This window comes from Luteimonas sp. S4-F44 (genome assembly GCF_022637415.1).
Classification (GTDB): domain Bacteria; phylum Pseudomonadota; class Gammaproteobacteria; order Xanthomonadales; family Xanthomonadaceae; genus Luteimonas.
Map to the genome: position 1 here is coordinate 3,048,270 of NZ_CP093340.1, position 6,731 is coordinate 3,055,000.

Genomic DNA, 6,731 nt, shown 5'->3' on the forward strand with positions numbered 1-6,731 from the left:
CGCTCAATGCCCCCCACTTCGATCCAGTTTGGACCACCCCGGTATCGCGTCGTCGAGCATGAGCGAGGCGCCGCAGCGCGTCGTGTAACGATGCATCACCGCGGCGATGCCCGCGCCGCCTGTACCGAAATCGCATGCGATACGCGACAGCGACTCCCCAGGAAACGCGAGCCCACCGGCCCGCTCAACGGGGAAGAGAAGGCATCCCGAAAGCAGCTTGCGTGTACTGCGCTCGGCGATCTCCTCCCAGCGCCCGAAGCGCGCCATGTCCAGATACATCTCGGCAATCCCCGCTGTACCGAAGAAGTAGCCCGGGAAGATGGTGTACTTTCGATCGCAGTCGATATGGATCGCTTCGAGTACGTCCGCATACCTCGCCTCGCCCGTCACGTGCCAGTAGCGCAGCAGGACCCGTCCGATCCCGGAGCTGCCCCAGCGCCAATAGGGCGTATGGCTCGGTGTGCGATCACGCGCATTCCAGGTCATGCCGCCATCTTGATTCGGAAACCCCTGACGGATCACCCACTCCAGGCTTCGCCGCCCCAAATCCGCGAACGACTCGTCCCGCGACAGCAGCGTCAGGTACAGCAGGAACAGGCTGACCCCGGCGCCGCCGTGGCCGAGGCTCGCGGAGATCCCATCCGGCGTCTCCCAGAAAATCCCGCCTTCCCCGTCCTCGAGTGCGACCTCCTCGATGTAGGCGGCGGCGCTCATCGCCTCGTTCAGATGCACTGGGTTGCCGGTTTCCATGAAGAAGCGCAGGCGGGCCATGCCCCAACCGGCCGCGCCATGAAAAAGATTGGGCGACCGACGTAGCAGATGATGCTGATCGGTCAGCGCCATGACGCGGTGCGCGTCGTCGGCATAGCCCATATCCAGAAGCGACCAGGCAATTCCTGACAAGCCTGTGTAGAGGCCCGGCGAGAACTTCGCGGCGTGGATGTCCCGTGCTCTGATCCAGCCGATGACCGACGCGTCGAGCCGCCCGCGGACACGGTGCATCACCTGAGCGACGCCACAGGCGCCGTAGCCGATACTGAGGGGGTTGGTCTCGAACACCGTCGGATCAGCAGGATAGAGACGATCCTTGCGCTCGAAGCTGGCGACACTTTCGATGTAGCCCAGAATCCGATCGACTGTCTTTGAAAGATCGATCTCATCGAGTTCAGCGGCCCCGATCGCAGGCGCTGCCGGCTCGTGCTCGTAGGACAGAACCTCGATGATGCGCTCCGGACGCGGACGATTGGCGGGCTCGCTGCTGAGCAGGTCCCGGATCAAGTCCGCAATGATGACGGGCAGACCGAAATCCCGGGCATGGGCGCGCAGGTAGGTCTCGTGCGCATTGCGATTGAGCACGAGCATCGCATTCATGGGGAACAGCCCGGCCATCAGCAGGCTTCCCAGCGCGTAGTAGTCGTCCTCCCGCGTCGACCTGCCGCGTTCGATCACATCCTCAGGAGCGAACCCGGGCGTATAGATATGCGTCGGCAGATCCACGCCTTCCTCGTAGGCCCCCTCGAAGTCGATCAAGTGAAGATCGATATCTCGATCTTCCCGCTCCCGCACCATGACATTGGCCAACGACAGGTCGCTGAAGATGATGTCGTGGTCATGGAGCACGCGCACGATCTCAGCGAGCTTGATGAACAGTGACTTATAGTTCTTGTAGAACTCCCGGCTCTCCGCGGCCCCCGCTCGCGTTCTGAGCAGGAGGTTGATCTTCCCCATGTACTCGCGAAGCGTCAGCCGCGCATCGAGGAACTCCTCGACCAGGTAGGCGTGCTCCCAGTCGTAAAAGAAATCTAGAGGCCTTGGCGCAATGTTCGAGTCGCTGAGCAAGCCAAGCAGACGATGCTCCTTCTTGAGGAGTTGCACCGCGTCGAGCCCCCGAAACGACACATTGGTGAAGGGACGCGCCTCCTTGATGACGACATCCACAGCTGTCTGCCGATCCAGCGCGAGATACACGTTGCCGGAGTTGCTCGAGGCGAGCAGCTTTCTGATCTCATATCGACCCGCTTTCAGCGTGCCGGGTTCACCTTCGTCCACGATGGGCGTTTCGAAGGGGTCCTGCACCCCCGGGGGCAAGGTGAAGTACGCATTGCGCTCATCATCCAGATACCCACCGTTCTCGTCCTGGATGACGTAGACGGCCTTGCCACTGACGTCCGTTCGCTTGGTCGGCAGAAGCCCACCGTAGCGGTAATGGATGACACGACTGTCCTTGTATCGCCGGTCGGACAGAATATAGGGGCCGAAGTAGCCGATCGTCGCCTGATGCAGCTGTTCGAGCAGTTCGCCGCACTGCGCCTGATTCCTCGGATAGACGGTGATGAACTTCCCCGAGGCCCCGCGATGCCATCGTTTCCCGTTGACCATGACCAGGATCATCCGGTCGACAACGAACTTGAAGGGCACCTTCGCCTGAAACAGGACACGTGCGACGGTGGCCAGGACGGCTGGCGCATTCGCGGGAGTGGCCGAGACGTGGATCTTCCAGCCTTGGGTGGGGACGTCCGCGCCTTCGAACGAGCAATCCCACCACAGGTTGCGGTGCTCCACGGTCCAGCCGCGGGGAACGATCTTGGCAATCGGATCGAAGAAATCGCCTCTCAACGGCGAGTAACGCGTCATCGGCTCATAGAACTCCGAGTTCGCCAGGAGGTACAGCAGCTTGTCCTCGATCACCAGCTCTGACATGTCCGTTCCTTAGACCCAATCGCCAGACCCCGCCGCGAGATCCAGGCATCTTCCAGGGAAAAAGAGAGACTTGGAGATCGACCCCAAGCCTCTCCTCCATCGCTTACAGCGCGATGATCACGTCGCTGCTGCCGCAGCCCGTGTTGCTTGCGGTCGAACAGGTACAGCCCGCGTAGCTGCTGGTGCTGCCCGCCACTGCGGCATTGAGGGACTCGTCCGAGCCGTTGTCCATCTTCTGCAGGTCAAGGATGCGATTCATCTGATTCATTTCCTTTGAAATTGAAACGTCAATGTAAAAGCACCATCCGGTGCTCATCGGCCCGCTACGCAAACATCCTGCCTGCGCATCGGTTGCCGTCGCCCGCACGCGTTCGGGTCTCGGCCTGCGCCACTCGGGCAGCAAACTGCCCGCCTGCCGGTTCAGTATCCCTATCGAAGCCAGGCATGACTCGGAAGACGCAGCGCGGAAGCGGCGCACAACGACAGACGCATGCCACCAGGCTGTGTCAGCGAAAAGACGGAAAAGGACGCCGCAGGCGTGCGGGGGACAGGCGCCTGCCTCTCGAAGCAAGACGAGCGTTCATCCTGAACTCACGATTCTCCTCCCCTGGAGTATTCACGCGAGACTCCCAGGCTTCTCGCCCGGCGCATGACGCGTTGGATGCTTATAGCGCATCGAAACAGGCCGCGCAAGTGCCCGCCAGATGTGCTCAGAGGGATTCTCGACGAGCAGTTTTCCGCCTCGCGATTCGTAGGATTCCCCTGAAGGACGAGGACCTACGACGCCGCCATAAGGCCATCGCGCACATATGCGCTCTGACAGAGGCGCTCAAGTCAGCAGCGGTGACGTTCTTCCCCGATAAGCCATGGGAAATTCGACGATCTCGGAGATCAGAGATCTCCGTCTGGATCAAGATGACAACCGTGCCCGTTGAACGGGGTAATTCAGCGGCATGCGCGCACAGCAATCGGGTTCGAGATCGAACCACCAAAGTCGGAGATCAGCTTTTCCTTGCGTGACGTCCGTTTCCAAGTCTTTGCGAGAGCAGCAGACTTGCAAGCCAGGTGGCTGCGCGTGGTGGGCCCACCAGGACTCGAACCTGGAACCAAAGGATTATGAGTCCTCTGCTCTAACCATTGAGCTATAGGCCCGTGCTACGCGCATCGTACCAAGCCCGGCTCCCTGAGCACCACCTCGCAAAAACAGGGTCAGAGTGCAATTTCGAGCCACGAAATTGCACTCTGACCCCGGTTTTCGCAACACGCAAAGAAAAACCCCCGCCGGATAACCGGCGGGGGTTTAGGGTAAAAACCCTGGCGATGACCTACTCTCGCATGCTAGATGCACACTACCATCGGCGCATGTACGTTTCACTTCCGAGTTCGGAATGGGATCGGGTGGTTCCATACAGCTATTGTCACCAGGGAGAGGGTGGAGGGTCGCCAGGATGTGGGGAGTCTTCGCATTTTTGGACAGTCCGCACATGGAAGTGCGGGCTTATGCGAGGGACTCGCCATACCGGCGCTCACGCTCTCAGAGGTTGGGAAGTAGCGAACATTTTATGACGACTGTACGTGTCGTAGGGCCAAGGATGCTTCGGGTTGCGAAGCAACTTGAGGTTATATGGTCAAGCCACACGGATCATTAGTACTGGTTAGCTCAATACATTGCTGTACTTACACACCCAGCCTATCAACCACCTGGTCTTGATGGTTCCTTCAGGGGAGTCAAGCTCCCGGGAGATCTCATCTTGAGGCGCGCTTCCCGCTTAGATGCTTTCAGCGGTTATCGCTTCCGAACATAGCTACCCGGCAGTGCCACTGGCGTGACAACCGGAACACCAGAGGTTCGTCCACTCCGGTCCTCTCGTACTAGGAGCAGCCCCTCTCAAATCTCCAACGCCCATGGCAGATAGGGACCGAACTGTCTCACGACGTTCTGAACCCAGCTCGCGTACCACTTTAAATGGCGAACAGCCATACCCTTGGGACCGACTACAGCCCCAGGATGTGATGAGCCGACATCGAGGTGCCAAACACCGCCGTCGATATGAACTCTTGGGCGGTATCAGCCTGTTATCCCCGGAGTACCTTTTATCCGTTGAGCGATGGCCCTTCCATACAGAACCACCGGATCACTAAGTCCTAGTTTCCTACCTGCTTGATCCGTCGATCTTGCAGTCAAGCACGCTTATGCCTTTGCACACAGTGCGCGATGTCCGACCGCGCTGAGCGTACCTTCGAGCTCCTCCGTTACTCTTTGGGAGGAGACCGCCCCAGTCAAACTACCCACCATACACGGTCCCCGATCCGGATAACGGACCTAGGTTAGAACGTCAAGCACGACAGGGTGGTATTTCAAGGTTGGCTCCGCTGCAGCTAGCGCCACAGTTTCATAGCCTCCCACCTATCCTACACAGACGAACTCAACGTTCAGTGTAAAGCTATAGTAAAGGTTCACGGGGTCTTTCCGTCTTGCCACGGGAACGCTGCATCTTCACAGCGATTTCAATTTCACTGAGTCTCGGGTGGAGACAGCGCCGCCATCGTTACGCCATTCGTGCAGGTCGGAACTTACCCGACAAGGAATTTCGCTACCTTAGGACCGTTATAGTTACGGCCGCCGTTTACCGGGGCTTCGATCAAGAGCTTCGCCTTGCGGCTGACCCCATCAATTAACCTTCCGGCACCGGGCAGGCGTCAGACCCTATACGTCCACTTTCGTGTTTGCAGAGTCCTGTGTTTTTGATAAACAGTCGCAGCGGCCTGGTCACTGCGGCCCTCGATCGCTATAGCTCGCACGAGCCACGATCAAGGGCGCACCTTCTCCCGAAGTTACGGTGCTATGTTGCCTAGTTCCTTCACCCGAGTTCTCTCAAGCGCCTGAGAATTCTCTTCCTACCCACCTGTGTCGGTTTACGGTACGGTCTGCATAAGCTGAAGCTTAGGGGCTTTTCCTGGAAGCGTGGTATCAGTCACTTCGCTCTAATGAGCTCGTCTCGGTGCTCGGAGTTAAAGGGTCCCGGATTTGCCTAAGACCCACTCCTACCGCCTTTCTCCAGGACAACCAACGCCTGGTAGACCTAACCTTCTCCGTCCCCCCATCGCACTTATGCGAGGTGCTGGAATATTAACCAGCTTCCCATCGACTACGCATTTCTGCCTCGCCTTAGGGGCCGACTCACCCTGCGTCGATTAACGTTGCGCAAGGAAACCTTGGGCTTTCGGCGTGAGGGCTTTTCACCCTCATTATCGTTACTCATGTCAGCATTCGCACTTCCGATACCTCCAACGGACTTCTCAATCCGCCTTCGACGGCTTACGGAACGCTCCTCTACCGCGCACAACAAGTTGTGCACCCCAAGCTTCGGTTTATCACTTAGCCCCGTTAAATCTTCCGCGCAGACCGACTCGACCAGTGAGCTATTACGCTTTCTTTAAAGGATGGCTGCTTCTAAGCCAACCTCCTGGCTGTCTGTGCCTTTCCACATCGTTTCCCACTTAGTGATAATTTGGGACCTTAGCTGTGGGTCTGGGTTGTTTCCCTTTTCACGACGGACGTTAGCACCCGCCGTGTGTCTCCCATGCATTCTGTCCTGGTATTCGGAGTTTGCAATGGTTTGGTAAGTCGCAATGACCCCCTAGCCATAACAGTGCTCTACCCCCAGGAAGATTCACATGAGGCGCTACCTAAATAGCTTTCGAGGAGAACCAGCTATCTCCGGGTTCGATTAGCTTTTCACTCCTAATCACACCTCATCCCCTACCTTTGCAACGGGAGTGGGTTCGGGCCTCCAGTTGATGTTACTCAACCTTCACCCTGGGCATGACTAGATCACCCGGTTTCGGGTCTATTACCCGCGACTATGCGCCCTTATCAGACTCGGTTTCCCTTCGCCTCCCCTATACGGTTAAGCTTGCCACGAACAATAAGTCGCTGACCCATTATACAAAAGGTACGCCGTCACCCTTACGGGCTCCGACTGCTTGTACGCACACGGTTTCAGGGTCTATTTCACTCCCCTCTCCGG

At 58.1% G+C, this 6,731-nt stretch carries 2 protein-coding genes, 1 tRNA gene and 2 rRNA genes (1 of these 5 only partly in view); all 5 read right to left on the reverse strand.

Translation table 11 applies throughout. The features are described from left to right. Window positions 1-3 precede the first annotated feature (3 nt). A complete protein-coding gene (lanKC, locus tag MNO14_RS13845; protein WP_241944283.1) occupies window positions 4-2,700 on the reverse strand; it encodes a class III lanthionine synthetase LanKC in 2,697 nt (898 codons plus the stop codon). 103 nt (window positions 2,701-2,803) lie between these two features. Then, a complete protein-coding gene (locus tag MNO14_RS13850) occupies window positions 2,804-2,959 on the reverse strand; it encodes a class III lanthipeptide (RefSeq protein ID WP_241944284.1) in 156 nt (51 codons plus the stop codon). An 817-nt stretch (window positions 2,960-3,776) separates the two neighbouring features. Further along, a tRNA-Ile gene (locus MNO14_RS13855) sits at window positions 3,777-3,852 on the reverse strand. Window positions 3,853-4,012: 160 nt separating this feature from the next. Further along, window positions 4,013-4,126 (reverse strand): 5S ribosomal RNA (rrf, locus tag MNO14_RS13860). Window positions 4,127-4,324: 198 nt separating this feature from the next. Next, a 23S ribosomal RNA gene (locus MNO14_RS13865) occupies window positions 4,325-6,731 on the reverse strand (it continues 472 nt past the right edge of the window).

What these genes read in the sequence shown, in the direction of transcription:
- MNO14_RS13850 (WP_241944284.1), bottom strand. Translation starts at nt 2,959, where the DNA reads ATGAATCGCATCCTTGACCTGCAGAAGATGGACAACGGCTCGGACGAG.
- lanKC (WP_241944283.1), bottom strand. Translation starts at nt 2,700, where the DNA reads ATGTCAGAGCTGGTGATCGAGGACAAGCTGCTGTACCTCCTGGCGAAC.